Annotated in this window: 15 protein-coding genes and 1 tRNA gene; 11 read left to right on the forward strand and 5 right to left on the reverse strand. The window is 64.7% G+C overall.

All coding sequences use genetic code 11. The features are described 5' to 3' along the window. The first annotated feature begins 97 nt into the window (after positions 1-97). Together CSC67_RS01665 and CSC67_RS21295 are read left to right on the forward strand one after the other, a co-directional pair. The gene (locus CSC67_RS01665; RefSeq protein ID WP_118992773.1) at positions 98-1657 is read left to right on the forward strand and encodes a TerC family protein; all 1560 of its coding nucleotides are present in this window, start codon (positions 98-100) and stop codon (positions 1655-1657) included. Between the two features lie 165 nt (positions 1658-1822). Next, a complete protein-coding gene (locus CSC67_RS21295) occupies positions 1823-1993 on the forward strand; it encodes a hypothetical protein (RefSeq protein WP_167752711.1) in 171 nt (56 codons plus the stop codon). Between the two features lie 128 nt (positions 1994-2121). Here CSC67_RS21295 and hutC read toward each other — a convergent pair whose 3' ends face one another. Continuing rightward, positions 2122-2832, reverse strand: a complete 711-nt coding sequence (hutC, locus tag CSC67_RS01670) for a histidine utilization transcriptional repressor HutC (protein WP_118992774.1) — start codon at positions 2830-2832, stop codon at positions 2122-2124. A 197-nt stretch (positions 2833-3029) separates the two neighbouring features. On the opposite strand from hutC, the gene CSC67_RS01675 reads away from it, so the two are divergent. The 9 genes from CSC67_RS01675 to putA all read left to right on the forward strand — a co-directional run bounded on the left by CSC67_RS01675 (position 3030) and on the right by putA (position 15310). After that, positions 3030-4190: an ABC transporter substrate-binding protein gene (locus CSC67_RS01675; protein ID WP_118992775.1), complete on the forward strand. Its 1161-nt coding sequence runs from the start codon at positions 3030-3032 to the stop codon at positions 4188-4190. 88 nt (positions 4191-4278) lie between these two features. Next, the gene (locus CSC67_RS01680; RefSeq protein WP_118992776.1) at positions 4279-5142 is read left to right on the forward strand and encodes a branched-chain amino acid ABC transporter permease; all 864 of its coding nucleotides are present in this window, start codon (positions 4279-4281) and stop codon (positions 5140-5142) included. Between the two features lie 11 nt (positions 5143-5153). Further along, positions 5154-6023 (forward strand): branched-chain amino acid ABC transporter permease, encoded by an 870-nt coding sequence (locus CSC67_RS01685; RefSeq protein ID WP_245220091.1) that lies wholly within the window; start codon positions 5154-5156, stop codon positions 6021-6023. Then, a complete protein-coding gene (locus tag CSC67_RS01690) occupies positions 6020-6808 on the forward strand; it encodes an ABC transporter ATP-binding protein (RefSeq protein WP_118992778.1) in 789 nt (262 codons plus the stop codon). Before CSC67_RS01685 ends, CSC67_RS01690 begins: the two co-directional genes overlap by 4 nt. Next, on the forward strand, positions 6801-7505 hold the full coding sequence (locus CSC67_RS01695) for an ABC transporter ATP-binding protein (protein WP_118992779.1): 705 nt from the start codon (positions 6801-6803) through the stop codon (positions 7503-7505). Before CSC67_RS01690 ends, CSC67_RS01695 begins: the two co-directional genes overlap by 8 nt. Before the next feature lie 71 nt (positions 7506-7576). Continuing rightward, a complete protein-coding gene (gene hutU, locus CSC67_RS01700; protein ID WP_118992780.1) occupies positions 7577-9292 on the forward strand; it encodes a urocanate hydratase in 1716 nt (571 codons plus the stop codon). Between the two features lie 12 nt (positions 9293-9304). Further along, positions 9305-10267 carry a formimidoylglutamase gene (gene hutG / locus CSC67_RS01705; RefSeq protein WP_118992781.1) on the forward strand — a complete coding sequence of 321 codons (963 nt, stop codon included), beginning with the start codon at positions 9305-9307 and terminating at the stop codon, positions 10265-10267. Continuing rightward, positions 10264-11520, forward strand: coding sequence for an imidazolonepropionase (hutI, locus tag CSC67_RS01710; RefSeq protein ID WP_118992782.1), 1257 nt, complete (start codon positions 10264-10266; stop codon positions 11518-11520). The genes hutG and hutI overlap by 4 nt, the downstream gene beginning before the upstream one ends. A gap of 55 nt (positions 11521-11575) precedes the next feature. Beyond that, positions 11576-15310, forward strand: coding sequence for a trifunctional transcriptional regulator/proline dehydrogenase/L-glutamate gamma-semialdehyde dehydrogenase (gene putA / locus CSC67_RS01715; RefSeq protein ID WP_245220110.1), 3735 nt, complete (start codon positions 11576-11578; stop codon positions 15308-15310). A gap of 150 nt (positions 15311-15460) precedes the next feature. Here putA and CSC67_RS01720 read toward each other — a convergent pair whose 3' ends face one another. The 4 genes from CSC67_RS01720 to CSC67_RS01735 all read right to left on the reverse strand — a co-directional run bounded on the left by CSC67_RS01720 (position 15461) and on the right by CSC67_RS01735 (position 17721). Next, positions 15461-15910, reverse strand: coding sequence for an RES family NAD+ phosphorylase (locus CSC67_RS01720; protein ID WP_118992783.1), 450 nt, complete (start codon positions 15908-15910; stop codon positions 15461-15463). After that, positions 15907-16356, reverse strand: coding sequence for an antitoxin Xre/MbcA/ParS toxin-binding domain-containing protein (locus CSC67_RS01725; RefSeq protein WP_118992784.1), 450 nt, complete (start codon positions 16354-16356; stop codon positions 15907-15909). The genes CSC67_RS01720 and CSC67_RS01725 overlap by 4 nt, the downstream gene beginning before the upstream one ends. Positions 16357-16581: 225 nt before the next feature. Beyond that, positions 16582-16658, reverse strand: a tRNA-Pro gene (locus CSC67_RS01730). A 97-nt stretch (positions 16659-16755) separates the two neighbouring features. Beyond that, positions 16756-17721, reverse strand: a complete 966-nt coding sequence (locus CSC67_RS01735; RefSeq protein ID WP_118993166.1) for a polyprenyl synthetase family protein — start codon at positions 17719-17721, stop codon at positions 16756-16758. Between the last annotated feature and the right edge of the window lie 99 nt (positions 17722-17820).

Consider the following 17820-nt stretch of genomic DNA (forward strand, 5'->3'; position numbering starts at 1 on the left):
TTCCGTTCCCTATCGCCTTCCACGGCCCCTGGCGCATTGCCCGGCGACTCGCCGCAGGCCAAGGCGCGCCCCTCTTTCAAAACCGACTCGGACCCTCATGGACCTGTTATTTGACCCCAATGTCTGGATTGGGTTGCTGACCCTCGTCGTGCTGGAGATCGTCCTCGGCATCGACAACCTGATCTTCATCGCTATCCTGGCCGAAAAGCTGCCGCCCAGTCAACGCGACAAGGCGCGCATCATAGGCTTGTCCCTGGCCTTGATCATGCGCCTGGGCCTGTTGTCCATCGTGTCCTGGCTGGTCACTTTGACGGCGCCCCTCTTTGCCGTCGCGGGCCTGACCTTCTCGGGCCGCGACCTGATACTGCTGCTGGGCGGCCTGTTCCTGCTGTTCAAGGCCACATCGGAGCTGCACGAACGTCTCGAAGGCAAGGCTCACGTTCACAGCGAATCCAAGGCCTACGCGGGCTTCGGCGTGGTCGTCGCGCAGATCGTGGTACTGGACGCCGTGTTCTCGCTGGACGCCGTCATCACCGCCGTGGGCATGGTGGACGAGCTGCCCGTCATGATGGCCGCCGTCATCATCTCCATCGGCATCATGCTGTGGGCCTCCAAGCCCCTGACCCGCTTCGTGAGCGCCCACCCCACCGTGGTGGTGCTGTGCCTGAGCTTTCTGCTGATGATCGGCCTGAGCCTCACGGCCGAAGGCCTGGGTTTCCACATTCCCAAAGGCTACCTCTACGCGGCCATCGGCTTTTCCATTGTGATCGAGTTCTTCAACCAGATCGCCCGCCGCAGCGTCCTGCGCAACGAAGCCCGGCTTCCGCTGCGCGACCGCACGGCCGAGGCCGTGCTGCGCATACTGGGCGGAGGCCGGCAGGCTGCCGAGGCCGCCGGCGATACGGCGCCCGCCGACGAGGCCGACGAGCAGCCCGCGTTCGGCGCCGAAGAACGCAATATGGTCAGCGGCGTGCTGACCCTGGGGGAACGCACCGTGCGGACCATCATGACGCCCCGCTCGGACATCTCCTGGGTGGACGTGGACGGCGACCCCGGCAAGACCATCAAGATGCTGCGCGACACGCCCCACAGCTTCTTTCCGGTCGGCAAGGGAGACCTGGATACGCTGTTGGGCGTGGTGCGCGCCAAGGATCTCCTGGCCGAGCTTCTGGACACGGGGCGGCTGGACGTCAAGCCGTCGCTGCGCCAGCCCATCGTGGTCAACGAACTGACCGGCGTGATCAAGGCCATGGAGACGCTGCGCGGCTCGCATGGACAATTGGCCCTGGTGGCGGACGAATACGGCACCATACAAGGCCTCATCACGCCGATCGACATTCTGGAAGCCATTGCGGGCGAGTTCCCCGACGAGGACGAGCAGCCGCCGATACTGGTCGTGGGCGAAGGCCATTGGCGCGTATCGGGCTCGACCGACCTGCACCACCTGGAACAGGAGCTGGGCACCGGCTCCCTGCTCGACGAAGGCCTCGACGTCTCGTCGATAGCGGGCCTGGTCCTGGCCCGCCTGGACAGCCTGCCCGCACCCGGCTCGAAGGTGGAGATCGACGGGTTCGAATTCGAAGTGACCGAGCTGCAGGGTCGGCGCATTACCCAGCTCGACGTGCGAAGAACGCCGAAACCCGAGCAGGCCGCGTAGAGGAAGGAATTCGGAAAACCCAGGGATATCACTGATGCGCGCATGTATATACATGTGCCATCCTCTGGTAGCACTGGTGAAATATGCATGTGCAACGATGATGGCTCCCGCAACGCTAGGGCCTTTTAGCAATAAAAGGGCTTAGGTGGTCTAACAGGAAACTCAATGTCTGCTACACAGAAGACTCTTGCCCCGTATCGCACCTGGAAAGTCAAGCCGTACTCCCTCCCCCTCGAAACACGCCTCGCCCAAGAGCGCGCCCAGCAGGCCCAGCCGCCGATGATCTCTCTGCACACCAGCAAACTGAGCAAGAAAGAAGACACAGCGACAACATGACGGCCGCCGCGGGCGCGAACACGCCATAAGGGCTGCTCCACCGCGGCCCCGGCTCCCAAGCTCGTGCTCGGGGCAGTCCAAGCGCGGCGCCCCGGCTCGCCGCCTCCAGCAAAAATGCTGCAACGCCTTTATAGCGCGCCGGCCAGCTGGTAGCGGCTGCCCGGATACCACATGATGGCCACCGACGCCACCTGGTCCAGCGACAATGTCTTGCGCTTGAGCACCAGGCAGGGCTCGCCCTCTGGAATATGCAGCATGGCCGCGATGTCCGGCGGGGCGCTCATGGCCTCGACGCTGTAGCGTACGCCCTGCAGCGGCGCCGCTGCCATCAGATACTCGTTGGGCGTGGTCACCGCAAAATCCTGTTCAAGGTAGTCCGGCGCCAGCGCCGAATTCACCCATCTGTCCTCGGTCTGAATCGGCACGCCGTTGTCGAAGTGCACGATGATCGAGTGAAACAGCACGTGTCCGGCCGGGACGCCGAATTGATGCGTCAGCGGCTCCTGCGCCTTGCTGCGCTCGAGCAAATGGACTTCGCTGCTGTGCGTATGGCCGCGGTCGCGCACCTCGTCGGCAATGCTCTTGATGGCGATGAGCGTGGCCTGGTACTTCTGCTGGGCCACATAGGTGCCCGAGCCCTGTATGCGCGTCAGCACCTGTTCGGCCGTCAGTTCCTTCACGGCCCGATTGACCGTCATGCGCGACACCCCGAACTTCAGCGCAAGCGCCTGCTCGGCCGGCACCACGTCCCCTTCCTTCCAGCGGCCTTTCGCAATGCCGGCGAGCAGATAGTTCTTGATGCGCAGATACCGCGGTGTCGCCGCGTCTTCCTTGGCCACGCTGTCTCCTGGTAATCACTATTGATGTGTGAGATTTTATTTGATAAAGTTGTATAGACAACTTACCACGACAAGAACAGATCGGCCACACGAACCGGCAACAAGATATGGCCATCGCAATGGCCGCAACCATATCGCGGGCTTCACATCCAGATCGATGCACAAAGCGCGCGTGGTCAATCCAACAGGAGACAACAATGAAACGACTCGTCACCACCCGCAAGCTGGTCCTGGCTTTTGCCCTGTCCACCGCGTTCGCCGCTCCGGGCGCCTTGGCCGACATCAAGATCGGCCTGAATGTCCCGCTGACAGGCTTTGCCGCCTTCGATGGCAACTCGGCCCACATCGGCGCTCAGCTGGCGGTCGAAAAAGCCAACGCCGAGGGCGGCGTCAACGGCGAGAAGCTCGTGCTCGTCGCCTACGACGACCAGGCCTCGGCCAAGGAGGCCACGCCGGTCGCCACCAAGCTGATCGAACGAGACAAAGTGGTCGGAGCGGTATCGGGCTCCTATTCGGCCGCCACCCGCCCGGCCGCGCAAATCTTCCAGGCCGCCGAAGTCCCCTACGTAGTGGCCTATTCCATCGACCCCAGCGTCACGCGCACGGGCAACTACATGTTCCGCGTTTCATCCATGGGCGAAGTCCAGGGCCGCGGCGGCGCCAAGCTGGTCAACGAACTGGGCAAGAAGCGCGTGGTGCTCGTCACGCTCAAGAACGACTTTGGCCAGACCCTGGCCCGGGGCTTCAAAGAAGCCGCCGCCAAGTTCGATCTGGACATCGTCAGCGAATACGAGTACGACATCAAGGATCGCCAGTTCGGCTCGCTGATCGCCAAGATCAAGTCCGACAATCCCGAAGCCATCTATGCGTCGGGCTACTACTTCAACGCCGGGCCGCTGGTCTCGCAGATGCGCGCCGCCGGCATCACGGTGCCCGTGATCGGCCAAGAAGGCTACGACAGCGAGAAATTCATCGAAATCGCCGGCAAGGCCTCCGAAGGAACCCTGCTGGTCACCTCTCTCGACCGAGATTCCGACGTCCCCGAAACTCAGGAGTTCCTGAAGCACTTCCGCGAGAAGGCCGGCTTCGGCGCCGACATGGTGGGCGCCTCCACCTACACCGCCACCGCCATCCTCATCGAAGGTCTGCGTAAGACCGGCGGCAAGGGCGGCGCCGAACTACGCGACGCAATCGCCCAGGGCACCTACACCATGCCCATCGGCACACTCAAGTTCAATGACCTGCACGAGGTCAATAAAGACCTGCAGGTACAGGTCGTGAAGGACGGCGCCTTCCACCGCCACTCAGTCCTGCATGATCCGGAACTGCTGGCCGCCCCCACGCAAGACAGCAAGTAAGCCTCGGCGCGCGCAACGCGCCATCCCTAGCATGAAGCCGGGCTCGCTCAAGCGGCCCGGCTTCCGGGAAGAACCTCCAGGAGCCCACATGCTCTTAGTCGAGCTCGTCGCCCAAGGACTCGTGCAAGGCAGCATCTATGCACTCATCGCCCTTGGCCTCACCCTGGTGTACGGACTGCTGCGCATCCTGCACATCGCCCACGCCGCGCTGTTCACGCTGGGCGGCTATATCGGCGTACTCGCCACCAATGCCACGGGCAGCCTCACGCTGGCGTGCATTCTCGCCATGCTGGGCGCGGGCATCGTGGGCGTGATCATCTATCGCCTGTGCTACGAGCCCATGCTGAGCCAGCCGCCCTTCGTCGCGCTGATCGCCTCCATCGGGCTGTACATCGCCTTCGAAGAAGCCTTCCGCATCCTGTTCGGCGCGGCGGGCCTCACCTATGACACGCCGCCACTGCAGCATTACGTCTCGGTGTTCGGGGGCCTGCATTTCAGCCTGGCCGAGCTCATGGTCATGGGCAGTTCGCTGGCCATCATCGCCGCGCTGGGCTATCTGCAGACCCACACGCGGGTGGGCATCGCCTGCCAGGCGACCGTATCCGATCCGCAGATGGCCCAGTCCTTCGGCATCCGGCTGCGCACGGTGCGCGACCTGAACTTCTTCGTGGGCTCCGCGTTGGCCGGCTTCGCCGGCGTGTGGGTGGCCCTGCTGAACAATCTGGTCGAACCCACCATGGGCAGCGTGCCTTCATACAAGGCGCTGGCCATCATCGTGCTGGGCGGCATGGGTTCGGTGCGCGGCACGCTGCTGGCGTCTCTGGTCCTGGGCGTGGCCGAATCCTTCGGCACCATCTACCTCGACAAATGGCTCGACCGCAACGCCATCGCCTTCGCCCTGCTCATCTTCGTACTCATGTTCCGTCCGCAGGGACTCTTCGCTCGACGTTAGGGGGCCGCACCATGGCATATGAAATCTCTCTGCTCACTGCGATGGGAATCAGCGTCATCTTCGCGCTGTCGCTCAATCTCATCACCGGCTTCTGCGGCCAGATCAGCCTGGGGCATGCCGCGTTCCTGGGCATAGGCGCCTATACCTCGGCCATGCTGTGCAAGGCGGGCGTGCCCTTCTTCGCCACGCTGCCCGCGTCCATGCTGCTGGCCGGCATCGTGGGCGTCATCGTCGGGCTGGCCAGCCTAAGGGTGCGCGACGACTTTCTCGCCATCACCACCATGGGGGTGGTTTTTCTGTTCGTGGGCGTCGTGCGCCAGCAGGAATGGCTGGGCGGCGAAATGGGCATCTCGGGCATTCCCGCTTCGGGCCTGGACCGGGTCGGCTTCATGTGGCTGGCGCTGGGCCTGGCGGCCTTGGTGGCCGTTTTCTGCATCTACATCCAGAAGTCATGGATGGGCCGCGTGTTCAACGGCGTGGCCGAAGACGAAGACACCATGCGCGTGCTGGGCGTCGACGTGCCCCGCTACAAGCTCGCCGCCTTCGCCATGGGCACGGCCCTGGCCGGCATGGCCGGAGCGCTGTACGGCCAGCATTTCAAATACATCGGCCCGGAAAGCTTCGGCTTCATCGAATCCATCACCGTGCTGTCCATGGTGGTGTTCGGCGGCATCGGCTCCGTGCCCGGCGTGATCTTCGGCGCCGCCCTGCTGTCGGCGCTGCCCGCCTGGTTCCAGTTCATCGGCGACTATAAGCTGCTGGTCTATGGCGGCGTGCTTTTCCTGATGATGCGCTTCTCGCCCGGCGGCGTGGCCGGCATCGTCCGCTCTTTGCTGCGCCGTCGCAGCGCGCCCACTCAGCCCGACGGAGCGCATTCATGATCCACACGCCCGAAACTGCCCTGCTGCGCGTCAGCGGCGTCACGGTCCGGTTCGGCGGCCTCAAGGCCGTGGACGACGTCTCCTTCGAGGCATACCCCGGCGAACTGCTGGGCCTGATCGGCCCAAACGGAGCCGGCAAGACCACCCTGATGCGCGCCATCACCGGCGTCGTCGGCGCCAACGCGGGCTCCATCCAGCTGAGCGACCAGGACCTCACCCGCCTGCCCACGCACCAGCGCATCCGCAAAGGCCTGGCCTTCTCGCAGCAGCTGGTCAGGCCGTTTCGCCAGATCTCCGTGCTTGACAACGTCGCGCTGGCGGCGGGCGCCAGGCACACCCATTCGCCCATGAAGGCGCTGCTGCACACCGACTCCCGGCACGAACGCGACATCGCGCGCCGGATGCTTGCCCGGGTGGGCATCTCCAGGCATGCCGACCAGATGCCCGGCATCCAGCCGCTGGGCGTGCTCAAGCGCCTCGAAGTGGCGCGCGCCCTGGCGCAGGAGCCCAAGCTGCTGCTGCTCGACGAGCCGCTGGCGGGCCTGAACTCGAAAGAAGCCGCCACCCTGGCGGACACCATCGCCGAGATCAACCGGCAGGGCATCACCATCATCCTCATCGAACACAATCTGGGCGAAGTCATGCGCATCTGCCAGCGGCTGGTCGTGCTCGACAACGGCCGCCGCATCGCCAGCGGCGCGCCGCGCGAAGTCATGCAGCAGCCGCAGGTGCGCGCCGCCTACCTGGGCGCACCCGCCGAATCCACGGAGGAACACAGTGCTTGAGCTCAAGAACGTCACCTGCGGCTATGGCACTTTCGAGGCCGTGCACGAACTCTCGCTGACGCTGCAGCCCGGCACCATCACCGCCCTGCTGGGCGCCAACGGCGCCGGCAAATCGTCCACCCTGATGTGCATCGCCGGCCATATACGGCTTCATGGCGGCAGCATCCTGTTCGACGGCCGCGACATCAGCGCCCTGCCCCCGCCCGACCGCGTTCGCCTGGGTCTGGCCATATCTCCGGAAGGCCGGCGCTTGTTCAAGGACCTGAGCGTGGAAGACAACCTTCGGGTAGGCGGGCTGATACGCCCGCGCTCCGATTACCCCGGGGACAGGGAGCAGGTGCTAAGCCTCTTTCCGCGCCTGCGCGAACGCCTTGGCTCGCTGGCCGGCAACCTGTCCGGAGGGGAACAGCAGATGCTGGCCATCGGACGCGCCCTCATGACCCGACCCAAGCTGATCATGATCGACGAGCTTTCCCTGGGCCTCATGCCCAAGGTCATCGACCTGTGCTACCAGGCCCTGCAGAAGCTGCGCGAAGACGGCATGACCATATTGCTGGTCGAACAGAACACCGACCGCGCACTCAGCGTCGCCGACCAGGTGTGCGTGCTGGAGTCGGGCCGCACCGTATGGCAGGGCAGCGCCGAAGACGCCGCCCGCGACCCCGACCTGGCCTCCGCCTACCTGGGCCTGCACTGAACAACATCACCCCGGGCGCCCATTTGGCCGATCTCTCCATTTTCCGCCCGAGCAACAGAAAGGAAACCGCCATGAACACCGTCAGCGAAAAAGCCACCGCCACCGACCCCCGCTTCGATCCCAAGCGCAGCATCCGCGCTCCGCGCGGCAGTACGCTCACGTGCAAGAACTGGATCAGCGAGGCCGCCTACCGCATGATCCAGAACAACCTGGACGCCGAGGTGGCCGAAGACCCGCAGCATCTGGTGGTGTATGGCGGCATAGGCCGCGCCGCGCGCGACTGGGAATGCTTCGACCAGATCCTGGCCGAGCTCAGGCAATTGAACGAGGACGAGTCCCTGCTCATCCAGTCCGGCAAGCCGGTAGGCGTCTTCAAGACCCACCCCGACGCCCCGCGCGTGCTGATCGCCAACTCGAACCTCGTGCCTCAATGGGCCGACTGGCGGCACTTCAACGAGCTGGACCGCAAGGGCCTCTTCATGTACGGGCAGATGACCGCCGGCAGCTGGATCTACATCGGCAGCCAGGGCATCGTCCAGGGCACGTATGAAACCTTCGCCGAAGCCGGCCGCCAGCACTTCAATGGCGACTGGGCCGGCCGCTGGATACTTACCGCGGGCCTGGGCGGCATGGGCGGCGCCCAGCCTCTGGCCGCCACCCTGGCGGGCGCCGTATCGCTGACCGTCGAGTGCCAGCAAAGCCGCATCAACTTCCGCCTGCGCACGCGCTATGTCGACAAGCAGGCCAAAGACCTGGACGAGGCGCTGGACCTGGTGCGCCGCCACTGCGAGCGCAAAGAGGCGGTGTCCATCGCCCTGCTGGGCAATGCCGCCGAGGTGCTGCCCGAGCTGGCCCGCCGCGCCAGAGAAGGCGGCATGAAGCCCGACCTGGTCACCGACCAGACCTCGGCGCACGATCTCGTCAACGGCTACCTGCCCGCCGGCTGGACAGTGCCGCAATGGGAAGCGGCGCGCAAAGACCCTGCCCGGCATGCCGAGCTTATGGATCGCGCCCAGGAATCGTGCGCCGTGCATGTGCAGGCCATGCTCGACTTCCACGCCATGGGCGTGCCCGCCGTCGACTACGGCAACAACATCCGCCAGGTCGCCTTCGACGCCGGCGTGCGCAAGGCCTTCGATTTCCCCGGCTTCGTACCGGCCTACATCCGGCCGCTGTTCTGCGAAGGCAAGGGCCCCTTCCGCTGGGTCGCGCTGTCCGGAGACCCCGAAGACATCTACAAGACCGACGCCAAGATCAAAGAACTGTTCCCCGAGAACAAATCGGTGGCGCGCTGGCTGGACATGGCGCGCGAGCGCATCGCCTTCCAGGGCCTGCCCTCGCGCATCTGCTGGCTGGGCCTGGGGGAGCGCCATGTGGCCGGCCTCGCCTTCAATGAAATGGTGCGGCGTGGCGAGCTCAAGGCGCCCATCGTGATCGGCCGCGACCATCTCGACACCGGTTCGGTCGCCAGTCCCAACCGCGAGACCGAAGCCATGCGCGACGGCACCGACGCCGTATCGGATTGGCCCCTGCTCAACGCCCTGCTCAATACCGCCGGCGGCGCCAGCTGGGTCTCCTTCCATCACGGCGGCGGCGTGGGCATGGGCTACTCTCAGCATGCGGGCATGGTCATCGTGGCCGACGGCAGCGACGCGGCCGCCAGGCGGCTCGAGCGCGTCCTCATCAACGACTGCGGCTCGGGCGTCATGCGCCACGCGGACGCCGGCTACCAGGCCGCCATCGACTGCGCCAAGCGCTTCGGCCTGCATCTTCCCATGATCAAGTAAACGGGTGCCGCCATGCATACCCCAGCCGACATGTCCCAATGGAAAGGCCGCATCGACGCCGCCGAAGGCCAGGCAGGGCAGCGCTGGCACCAGATAGTGCAGCCATGGACGGGCCAGGCCGGCCAGGGTGTGGTCCTGACCGGCTTCGCCTGCGACGCGGGCGTACACCGCAATCATGGCCGGCCCGGCGCGCGCAAAGGGCCCGACGCCATCCGCGCCATGCTGGCCAATATGCCGGTGCTGGACTGCCGCTCTCTGTACGACGCGGGCAACATCGCGCCCCTTGCAGCCGGCGCCCACGACGGCCTGGAACAGGCCCAGGACGAACTCTCCGGCCACCTGGCCGGCCTGCTCGGCCAGGGCTGGCTGCCCATCACCCTGGGCGGAGGGCACGAAATCGCCTTCGGCTCTTTCGAAGGCCTGGCCCGCCACCTGGCCTCCCGCTCGGGCTCGGCTCCCCGCATCGGCATCGTCAACCTGGACGCCCACTTCGACCTGCGGCAGGACGACCGCGCCAGCTCCGGCACGCCGTTCCGGCAGATTGCCGAGAACTGCCGGCAGCGCGGCTGGCCCTTCCACTACTGTTGCCTGGGCGTGAGCCGCTACGCCAACACCCGGGCCCTCTTCGATCGCGCCGAAGCTCTGGATGTGACCTGGCTGCTCGATGAAGAGATGACCGGCCACCATGCCGCCCTTGCGCGGCTGGACGCTTTTCTTGCAGGCGTCGATCATGTCTACTTCACCCTCTGCCTGGACGTGCTGCCCGCCTATGTGGCGCCCGGCGTCAGCGCCCCCGCCGCCCGAGGCGTCGGGCTCGACGTGGTGGAGGCCCTGGTCGACCATGTCGCGCAATCGGGCAAGATGCGTCTTGCGGACATCGCCGAACTGAATCCGGACTTCGACATCGACCATCGCAGCGCCCGCGTCGCCGCCCGGCTGGCGGCGCGCATGGCAAACCAGGCGAGCGCATCATGAATCACTCCGTCCACCACTGGGATGCGCTCTGGCTGAACGTGCGTCTGGCCACCATGAAGCCTGGCAGCGGCTATGGTGAAATCGTCGACGGCGCCATCGCCGCGCGAGACGGCAAGATCGCCTGGCTGGGGCCGCGCAGCGCCCTGCCGCGCGGCCCACGCGCCGCGCAAGAACACGACGGCGGCGGCGCCTGGCTCACGCCCGGCCTCATCGACTGCCATACCCACGCCGTCTATGCCGGCAACCGCAGCAACGAATGGGAGGCCCGGCTCAACGGCGTGCCCTACGAGCAGATCGCCCGCCAGGGCGGCGGCATCGTCTCGACCGTGCGCGCCACCCGGGCGGCCAGCTTCGACGAACTGCTGCAAGCCAGCCTGCCCCGCGTGCATGCCCTGATGGCCGAAGGCGTCACCACCCTGGAGATCAAGTCCGGCTACGGCCTGGACCTGCCCAACGAAGAAAAAATGCTGCGCGTCGCGCGCGAGATCGGCCAACTGCCGGGCCTCGAAGTGCGCACCACCTTTCTGGGCGCCCACGCCCTGCCGCCCGAATATGCGGGCCGGGCCGACGAGTACATCGACGAGGTGTGCCAGGCCATGCTGCCCGCGCTGGCCGGCCAAGGCCTGGTCGACGCCGTCGACGCCTTCTGCGAGAACATCGGCTTCACCCCGGCGCAAACCGAACGCGTCTTCCTGAAGGCGAAGCAGCACGGCCTGCCGGTCAAGCTGCACGCCGAACAGCTATCCGACCAGGGCGGCGCCCAGCTCACCGCCCGGTATGGCGGCCTTTCCGCCGATCACCTCGAGCACCTGTCCGCAAAAGGCATCGCCGCCATGGCCGCCGCCGGCACCGTCGCCGTCCTGCTGCCGGGCGCCTTCTATTTCCTGCGCGACACCCTCCTGCCACCGGTACAGGCATTGCGCGACGCCGGCGTGCCCATCGCCGTCGCCACCGACTGCAATCCGGGCACCTCGCCCCTGACTTCGCCGCTGCTCGCCATGAACATGGCCTGCACCCTCTTCCGCCTGACGCCGCAGGAAGCCCTGGCGGGCCTCACCCTCAATGCCGCGCGAGCGCTGGGCCTGGAGGCCCGGCTAGGCAGCCTGGAAGTGGGCAAGGACGCCGACTTTGCCTTGTGGAACATCGACAGGCCGGGCGATCTGGCCTATTCGATGGGGTTGAATCCCTGCGCGGCGGTGGTGAAAGGCGGCGCTCGCCGGCCAGGCGGCGCCGACACAAAACTCAATGCATAATAGGTGAACATCGTCTTTGAGCCGGGAGGTGAAAGCCCATCCCGGGATCAGCGTGATCACAACAGCTGCGACATCGCTGCGCGGCCAGCTCGGGCAGCTAGCCGATGCGTCGCCCTTGCGCGACGCCATCGCTGCCACCTACAGGATTCCGGAGACTGCCGCCGTTGAACGTCTGCTGGCCCAGGCCAAGGGCCTGAGCCGGCAGGCCGGTTTCACGCGCGAGCTGGCCTGCCGTCTTGCCGACGCCGTGCGCAATCGCAAGACCGCCTTCAGGACGGATTTCGCGCAAGGCCTGCTGCAGGAATTCTCGCTGTCCGAAAAAGAAGGCATTGCGTTGATGTGCCTGGCGGAAGCGCTGCTGCGCATTCCGGACAAGCAGACCCGCGACGCGCTGATTCGCGACAAGGTGGCCTCCGGCGACTGGCAGCGCCACCTGGGCGGGTCTTCATCGACATTCGTCAATGCGGCTGCCTGGGGCCTGCTCATCACCGGCCGCCTGGTCGCTCCCGGCCATGAAAGCGGCCTGGCCGGCTCGCTGACGCGCCTGATCGCCCAGGGGGGCGAGCCGCTGATCCGCAAGGGCGTCGATATCGCCATACGCAAGATAGGCGAGCAATTCGTTACCGGCGAGACCATCGAACATGCCTTGACCAACGCTCGGCGACAGGAACGGGAGGGGTTTCGCTATTCCTACGACATGCTGGGCGAGGCGGCGCTGACAGGCGCGGATGCCCGGCGCTACATGGACGCCTACGAACAGGCGGTGCACGCGATCGGCCACGACGCGCAGTACCGCGGCCTCTACGATGCGCCCGGCATCTCCATCAAACTGTCGGCGCTTCATCCCCGCTACAGCCGTGCCAAGCTGGACCGCGTCATGGCCGAACTCTATCCCCGCCTGCAACACCTGACCATCTTGGCAAGGCACTACGACATCGGCGTGAACGTCGATGCCGAAGAGGCCGACCGCCTGGACCTCTCGCTGCGCCTGATCGAAAGGCTTTGCTTCGACCCCATGCTGGCCGGCTGGGACGGGATTGGGCTGGCGGTCCAGGCCTACCAGAAGCGTTGTCCGCAAGTCGTCGATTTCCTGCTCGACCTTTCGCGGCGCAGCGGACATCGCCTCATGATCAGGCTGGTGAAGGGCGCCTATTGGGACACCGAGATCAAGCGGGCCCAGGTCGACGGCTTGACGGACTATCCCGTCTACACCCGCAAGGCGCACACCGATCTGGCCTACCTGGTGTGCGCGCAGAAGCTGCTCTCGGCGCCCGACGCATGCTATCCGCAGTTCGGTACGCATAACGCGCATACCGTGGCGGCCGTGTATCAGTTGGCCGGTCGCGATTACGCCCCCGGCCAGTACGAATTCCAATGCCTGCACGGAATGGGCGAATCTCTGTACCGGCAGGTCGTGGCCCCCGTTTCCGAAGGCGGACTCGATCGCCCGTGCCGCATTTACGCCCCAGTGGGCACTCATGACCGCTTGCTGGCTTATCTGGCCCGGCGCCTGCTGGAAAACGGCGCGAATACCTCGTTCGTCAACCAGATCGCCGATGAGTCCCGATCGATCGACACGCTCATCGAAGACCCGGTCGGCCTCATCGAAAGGACGGGCCGGGCCGAGGGGCAGGCCGGGCTTCCCCATCCGCGGATTGCGCTGCCCGCATCGCTCTTTGGCGCGAGCCGCAGAAATTCGCGAGGCATCAACCTGAGCGACGAGCATGCCCTCGCCGCCTTGACCCGGCACCTGCTGAGCCACGAAAACCACCCTTGGCATGCCGCTCCGGTGATCGATGGACGCGAGGTTTCGGGAACGGGGTGCACGGTGCGCAACCCGGCCCGGCGATCCGACATCGTCGGGTATGTGACCGAGGCCACTGCCGAGCATGCCGCACTGGCTGTCTCCGCCGCTTTCCAGGGATGGCGCCAATGGTCGCGGACTTCGCCCGGACACCGGGCCGCGGCATTGGAAGCGGCGGCGGACGCGCTGGAGGACAAGATCCTCGTGTTCACGGGAATACTCATACGCGAAGCGGGCAAGACCTACGCCAACGCAATCGCCGAAGTGCGCGAGGCAGTGGACTTCCTGCGCTTTTATGCGCTTCAGGCCAAGCACAGCTTCAAGAACGACACCCATGAGTCCCTGGGCCCGGTGGCCTGCATCAGCCCGTGGAATTTCCCGCTTTCCATCTTTACGGGCCAGATTGCCGCCGCGCTGGCCGCGGGCAATACGGTGCTGGCCAAACCGGCCGAACAGACGCCGCTCGTCGCCCGTGAAATGGTCCGCTTGTTGCTGAGCGCGGGCATTCCGGAATCGGCGCTGCAGTTCGTGCCGGGCCAGGGCGAAACAGCCGGCGCCGCCCTGATTGCCGACGAGCGCGTCAAAGGCGTCGTATTCACCGGCTCCATGGAAGTCGCCCAAACCCTTGCCCGGCGGATCGCAGGCCGCGTCGACAGACTCGGACATTTCGTACCGCTGATCGCGGAAACCGGCGGCCAGAACGCCATGCTGGTGGACTCGTCGGCCCTGCCCGAACAAGTGGTCGGCGATGTGATGGCCTCCGCGTTCGACAGCGCCGGCCAGCGATGTTCCGCCCTGCGCATACTTTGCGTGCAGGAAGACATTGCGGACCAGGTGATCCGGATGCTGAAGGGCGCGATGGCCGAATCGGCCGTGGGCGATCCCCTTCTTCTTTCGACGGACATCGGGGCGATGATCGATGACGAGGCAAAAGCCCGCGTCACCAAGCATATCGATAGCCTGCGGATGCAAGGCTTCCGGGTTTACCAAGCACACGACCAAAGCGATCTGGATCAGCTCGACGGGGCTTTCCTGGCGCCTACCCTCATCGAGATTCCTTCCGTCTCGCTGCTGGAGCACGAGGTGTTCGGCCCGGTGCTGCATGTCGTGCGCTATCGGCGCCAGGACTTCCAGCAGCTCATCGAACACATCAACGCACTCGGCTTCGGACTGACATTCGGCCTGCATAGCCGGATCGATGAAACCATTGCAACGGCCACGGAATTGGCCAAGGCCGGCAATATCTACGTCAATCGCAACATGGTCGGCGCGGTGGTCGGCGTCCAGCCTTTCGGCGGCGAGGGGCTGTCCGGCACGGGACCCAAAGCGGGCGGCCCGCTGTACGCCCTGCGGCTGTTGTCCCGGCGGCCCGCCTCGGCCTCGGCCGACGCCCTCGATTCGCCCGGCATGGCGACATCCATCGACACCCGCGGCCGCGAGGCCTTGAAGCATGAATTGCTCGCATTCCAGGCGTGGGCCAGCCAAAATGGCCGCCATGCCTTGGCGCAAGCCTGCGCAAATTTCGCGCAAACCACGCCTTCGGGCGCACGTTGCACGCTTCCCGGCCCGACGGGCGAACTCAATACATACAGCTTGGTCCCCAAAGAGCAGATGCTCTGCCTGGCCGATGACGGCGACGATCTGCTTGTGCAGCTCGCCGCAATCGTCGCGGTGGGCGGTCGCGCCCTGGTGCCGTCCAAGCATGCCGAGCTGCCTGCCGGCCTGCCCCGCTTTCTGCTCGACCGCGTCCTAGTCGTCGAAGACTGGCCGGGCCAGCAGTTCGATGCAGCGCTCTTTCATGGACCGCAGTCGGCCGCCACGGAACTGGCCCGCGCGCTGGCTGAACAAGAAGGGCCGATCATTGCCTTGATCGCCCTGGACGCGGGTTGCACCGACGTGCCGCTTGAACGGCTTGTCGTCGAGCGGTCGGTCAGCATCAATACCGCGGCGGCGGGGGGAAATACGGCTTTGATGACGATAGGCTAGGATCAGTCCATGCCACAGTACGCTCGGAGATGGACAGTCGCTCAAACTTCTTGGAATCAAAGATTCACGCTCTGTAAGAAATCCGCCAGTCTAACCAGCGCCAGCGTATCGCGTTCGCAATAATCCAGCAGCCCCTGGCGCAGCTTTACTCTACGTTGTTCCGACAAGCCGACCATCCAGCTTCAAAGTCTCCACTTCCACTTTCGCCAAACCCGCTTCGGCATGCAGGGGGTTGAACAGATAATTCTGTGTATGAGGCATGATTGCGCTAGGTACTTGCAATAGCAAAGTTTGGTTCTTGGCCAGCCAGCCGTCGCCCAGTGCTCTGGTGTGTGCCGGGCTGTCCTCCCATTGCTCGGGCAGATAATCGGCGAGATTTTGCATCGATGCGCTGTCGGGTATTTCGATGCGAAGCAGTTTCAGATTATCCGGGATGTCTTCAGCGTCGATTTCAAGGTGCACCAATACTTCCAGCATGGCCGAAGCCGGGGAGTCGGCCAGATAAACGACAGGCCTTCCGGCACGGTGCCAGCGCCCGCTGGCCAGCATGCCGCCTCGTCCGGTCAGATCGGGGAAGGCGCTGATTCTCCAAAAAATCAAAACGCGTAGCCTTCGGCAATTTGCAGCAGCATTTCTTCGACTTGGCGCGTACCCTGGAGCGTTGTCAGAAGCGCCATAGGATTTTGGCCATTGAATCGTGCTTTGGGCTTGGATAGCCACCGCCTGGCCTTGGCCTGATCGCCAAAGATTGTTTGCGCCATGGCGGTAATGTGTGCCGCGCGAAAAAGCCGGTCGCTTTCGTCTACCGTTAAAGGCTGCTCTTTGGAAAGGCGCGTTTTAAGCGTGCGCAAGGGAATTATTTGATCGCGCTCAAGCGGGGTAACTTCGCCTTTTTCACATAACTCCACGAGCCGTGTGGCAGGAAACCCATGCACAATGCTGTCGTGGATCTGCGTCTCGGTTGCGTTCTCGGGAATGCCCAGCAAGGCGTTCAAGCGCGAGCGATAGGCGGCGTAGCCGGCATCCCTCATTATTTCGGCAAACATGGTGTCCTCCTCGAACTTCCGGATTCGGCATATACCGCATTATAGGCGGTAATCGCCGGAATATCTGACACTCCGTGCTCGATCATTCCACGCGCACCTGCATGCCTGAACCAGAAAACCATCCCCAGACCCCGATAACGGGGAAGAGCCAAACCAATCCTCAACAACAAAAACAAAGCCCTTGAAATCCGGGCGTTGGATTTCAAGGGCTTTGTTTTGAAAACTTGGTCGGGGTGAGAGGATTCGAACCTCCGGCTCCTGCGTCCCGAACGCAGTACTCTACCAGGCTGAGCTACACCCCGAGTGTGTGTTTTGGCTTGAAGTTTACAGGCCAAGGCTCAAGGCTTCAGACCCAAAAATGGCCGGGTCCCCTATCAAGCCATGGGCCGGCCCTTCTTTTCAGCGGTCTCGTTCCACCGCGAAAGAACAGAATTTTAGCAAAGAATCGCGATGTGCGGAAACGGGGAAGGCTTCGAGCGCCTGGCGCGCCACTTCGGCTTCGTCGGCGGCGATGCGGCGGGTGTGGTCGAGCGCGTCGGTGTCGTGGATGGCCCGGGCCACCGCCTCGAAGTCGCCGTCGCCGGCTTCGATGGCGCCGGCGATGAGCCGGCGCTGGGCCTCGGTGCCGACTTCCATGGCGCGGATGAGCGGCATGGTGGGCTTGCCTTCGCGCAGGTCGTCGCCCACATTCTTGCCCAGGGAGCCGGCGTCGCCACTGTAATCCAGCACGTCGTCGACGAGCTGGAAGGCCGTGCCGATATGCCGGCCGTAAGCTGCCGCCGCCTCTTCCTGGCGGGCGTCGGCCCCGGCGACGATGGCGCCGACCTGGGCGGCGGCTTCGAACAGCTTGGCGGTCTTGTAGCGCACGACCTGCATGTAGCGCTCGATGGAGACGGCCGGGTCGTGCACGTTGAGCAGCTGCAGCACCTCGCCCTCGGCAATGATGGTGGTGGCCTGGGACAGCACCTGCATGATGCGCATGGAGTCGGCTTCGACCATCATCTCGAACGAGCGCGAATACAGATAGTCGCCCACCAGCACGCTGGCCGCGTTGCCGAACACGGCGTTGGCGGTGCTGCGCCCGCGCCGCAGATCGGATTCGTCGACGACGTCGTCGTGCAGCAGGGTGGAGGTATGGATGAACTCGACCACGGCGGCCAGCAGATGATGCTGCGTCCCCTTGTAGCCCAGTGCATTCGCGATCATCAGCAACAAGGCCGGCCGCATCCGCTTGCCGCCGGCGCCGATGATGTAGTCGCCCACGGTGCGGATAAGGACGACGTCGGAGTTCAGGCGCGCCCGGATGACCTCATCGACGGCTTTCATGTCGTCTGAAACGGGCGCAAGCAAATCGGCTAGGTTCAAAGGGGAATCCGCAACAAAGAAGCCCAGGGGCACACTCGAGACCGCTGACGGATGCCGGAACAACCTCGCGGGCCAGGCTAGATTATACGTGCTTGCACA

Origin of the sequence: Pusillimonas caeni, assembly GCF_003545815.1 — a bacterium.
Classification (GTDB): Bacteria; Pseudomonadota; Gammaproteobacteria; order Burkholderiales; family Burkholderiaceae_B; genus Pusillimonas; species Pusillimonas caeni.